The sequence below is a fragment of the Proteiniphilum sp. UBA5384 genome, from assembly GCF_002410825.1.
Classification (GTDB): Bacteria; Bacteroidota; Bacteroidia; order Bacteroidales; family Dysgonomonadaceae; genus Proteiniphilum.
Genome location: NZ_DHOS01000025.1, coordinates 1 through 3,716 on the forward strand (window position 1 = coordinate 1; position 3,716 = coordinate 3,716).

Genomic DNA, 3,716 nt, shown 5'->3' on the forward strand with positions numbered 1-3,716 from the left:
TCCGAAAGTGGTCATCGCCGTTTCCGACCCTAATCCCAAGGTATCGGGAAAGGGTATTGAGAAGATGCAAAAAGCGGGTATTGATGTGACTATAGGTATTCTCCAAAAAGAAGCCGAAAAACTAAACCGGGTTTTTTTTGTGAACCATCTATATAACCGTCCCTATGTAATTCTTAAATGGGCGCAGAGCGCCGATGGGTTTATCGATCACCGACGGTCAACCGCAGAAGAAACACCGGCACGGATATCGAATGATCTTACTCACAGCATTGTCCATAGATTCCGCACTCATGTGCAGGGAATAATGGTGGGAACCGACACAGCCTTATTGGATAACCCACAGCTGACCGCCCGAAAGTGGTTCGGTAATAATCCCACCCGGATTGTTATTGACAGGGAAGCCAAAATCCCTTCAAATGCCGCAATTTTCAACGAAGACTCGACTGTTATCGTTTTCACCCAATCGGATTATCCAATAAAAAAAAGGAATGTCAAAACCATCGTCCTCGATTTCAGCAAAGACACCAACAGGCAGATTTTAAAACATTTATACGCAGAAAAGATCTATTCGGTTCTCATTGAAGGTGGTACCCGTCTCTTGTCAACCTTTATAGATAAAAATCTTTGGGACGAAGCGTATATTGAAATTGCTGCAACGAAACTAATTTCAGGGGTGAAAGCTCCCGGAATTTCTATGGATAATGCTATTACTAAAAAGTATTTAGACTCAACCCAATATCATTTAAAGAATAAAATAACTCAAAATTTTCTTTAAATATTTATTTTGCTATGGTTTAAGTGAAAAATCTTTCTACTTTTGCAGAACTTATACGTATTGTACAATATTTTTTTGAAACAAATGACATTAAAATATCTCCACCAGACTGCTTCTATACTATTATGGGTCCTGGTATTCTCTTCCTGCCTTAATTCATCGCAAAGTGATATTGAGCTGTCTCACGATGCTCAGATTTACTCGCTTAGCCTTACATCTTCAAAAGACACGACCAGCGCACTTTCGGGGACAAGGTTCACCATCGACCAGATTAGCAACAAGATCTTCAACAGGGATTCCCTGCCTTATCTTTTCCACGTAGACAGCATTTACCTTAATATCGCCGGGAAATCTAACTACTCCCTTCCCAGAATTGTAATTAACCTGCAAGACAAGGACAGCTCCTATCTGTGGAACGGAAAAGACTCTGTCGCTTTTAAACGGTTAAAATCCATTGAAACAACTGCTGAAGACGGTAAAACGGTGAAATTATATGAATTCAAGGCAAACATTCACCAACAGGACCCCTATATCCTGAACTGGATAAAAATAACTCAAGGTCAACTTATTAACCCGATTGAACAACAAAAGACCATTCTTCACAGCGGGAAATTTATCACTTACTACAAATCGGGGGCAACGATTAAAGCTTTCTCTTCTTTATCTACAGACGGAAAGAACTGGAACCCGGTAACTGTCTCCGGGTTGCCGGTCACAATAAAGACAAGCACCATCTTCTCGGTAACAAACAACTCAGAATCAACCATCTACGCTTTAGGGACAGATAACAGCATATATACATCGACCGATGGATTGGTCTGGAGTAAAGTAACTTCCGATTATCCGGTTACCGCTATATACGGAAAATTACCTTCTGCATCGGGAGAATTTGCAATACTTACTGCCGTGAATGACGCGGGAACACTAAAATTTGCTCTCACAAAGGATTTTATAGCATTCACTCTGAAAAGCGCACTACCCTCCGACGACACATTGCCTACGGTTGATTTTTCGTCGGTAAGCTTAGAAAATCCCACTGTTTTCTCTGCCAAATACATCATTCTCTCCGGAGGAAAAGACAAGAACAATATCGTGAACAATAAGCTCTGGATTATTCAGGAATTAAACGGAGACATCACGCATCTCCCCGAGAGTTCTTCCATTTCCCTTCAGTTAAGCCGGTTGTTTCTGTATGATAATAAAGTATATTTAATGACGTATGAAACAGGTAAGAACAAATTATACTATTCAGAGAATTATGGATTAAACTGGATTTCGGGGGGAACCAATCAAACTCTTCCTGACAATTTCACAGGAAGGATGCACGCATCGGTAATTACCGATTCTAATAATTTCATTTGGATTTTCGGCGGAGAATCCGGAGCTCAGGGATCCATTGCGGATGTATGGAGAGGAAGGCTCAACAAGTTGGCGAAGTAGTTGAAAACCGGGAGTCAGAAGCTGGATGACCGGAGTAAAGATTCGGCAATGAAAAAAAGTAAATTTGTCTTTCTTCTACTTTTGATCACTGCAGTTTTTGACGACAACGAAGTTAAAGCGCAGGAATACAAGCACGAAGCCGGCGGAATGTTGGGAACTTCTTTCTATCTGGGTGATGCCAACAGAACAAGGTTTTACCTGCATCCGGGATTTGCCGGGGGTGTTTTGTACCGATACAACATTAATTTTCACTGGGCAGCAAAAACAAGCCTGCTTGCTGGTGAAGTATCGGGAAGCACAAGAGATGTAAACAATGTTTTTCCTTTGGAGCAACAGACGTCGTTTAACAGGATATTTATCGATTGGGGGGGGCAGGTTGAATTCAACTTTCTACCTTTCAGTGATAAGTTCTCCTACAAGGATACAAAACCATACACGCCGTATGTTTTTGCCGGTATTGGAGCAACTTTTGCCACAGGTAATAATTTTTTTCTCAATACAAACGTACCGGTAGGTATCGGCGTTAAATACAAGATAAAAGAAAGGATGAACATCGGATTCGAGTTTTCCGTACGGAAACTGTTCAGAGACGACTTCGATGCAGTAGAGAAAAATGCTGATTGGGATTTAGATGCACCTTACGGCATAAAAAGTAGCATTTTTAAAAACCAGGACTGGTATTCACTAACAATGATCTCTCTGACTTGGGACTTTGGAATCAGACATGATCCGTGCTGTGAATGATCAAAAGAGAATTAGAAAACATATGTCATTACTTGACAAAATTGATAAGGAAAATATTCCGCAACACGTTGCCATCATTATGGATGGCAATGGCAGGTGGGCTAAATCCAGAGGTTTGGACAGAACCGAGGGACACAAAGAAGGCGCTGTATCCGTACGAAAAGTAGTGGAAGCAGCTGTAAATGCAAAAGTGAAGTTTCTCACCTTATATGCTTTCTCTACCGAGAACTGGCTCAGGCCTGAAGAAGAAATACATACATTGATGGAGTTGATGGTGTACACCATTGCCAACGAAACGAACAACTTGGTCAAAAACGGAATCCGCTTACAGTGCATTGGAAATATTCAACGGCTGCCGGAAAATACCCGAAATGCACTGAACCGCTGCATCGAACAAACGTCCTCCGGAGAAAACCTGACCTTAGTGTTGGCCTTGAGTTATTCATCGCGATGGGAACTTGCCAATGCTGCAAAAGCTATTGCTGCTAGTGTCAAAAAAGGAGTATTGGATGAGAACACCATTACCGAAGAGACCATCAATGAATACCTAGCGACAAAAAACATGCCCGAACTTGATTTGCTCATCAGAACCGGAGGGGATATTCGTATCAGTAACTTTCTGTTGTGGCAGGCAGCCTACTCAGAATTATACTTTACCGGCGTTTTCTGGCCCGACTTCGATGAAGAGTGCCTTTATGAAGCCATTCTCGATTTCCAGAAGAAAGAGAGGCGTTTTGGAAAAACCAGTGAACAATTA

Annotated in this window: 4 protein-coding genes; all 4 read left to right on the forward strand. The window is 41.6% G+C overall.

Features of this window, described 5'->3' with window-relative positions:
• A partial coding sequence (gene ribD / locus B4G81_RS05205) for a bifunctional diaminohydroxyphosphoribosylaminopyrimidine deaminase/5-amino-6-(5-phosphoribosylamino)uracil reductase RibD (protein WP_294080804.1) occupies window positions 1-775 on the forward strand: 775 nt, incomplete at its 5' end.
• Window positions 776-859: 84 nt separating this feature from the next.
• Window positions 860-2,215 (forward strand): DUF6242 domain-containing protein, encoded by a 1,356-nt coding sequence (locus B4G81_RS05210; RefSeq protein ID WP_294080806.1) that lies wholly within the window; start codon window positions 860-862, stop codon window positions 2,213-2,215.
• 48 nt (window positions 2,216-2,263) lie between these two features.
• Window positions 2,264-2,959 carry a DUF6089 family protein gene (locus tag B4G81_RS05215; RefSeq protein WP_294080808.1) on the forward strand — a complete coding sequence of 232 codons (696 nt, stop codon included), beginning with the start codon at window positions 2,264-2,266 and terminating at the stop codon, window positions 2,957-2,959.
• A 22-nt stretch (window positions 2,960-2,981) separates the two neighbouring features.
• Window positions 2,982-3,716: isoprenyl transferase (locus B4G81_RS05220; protein WP_294080810.1), on the forward strand; the 735-nt coding region annotated here is incomplete at its 3' end.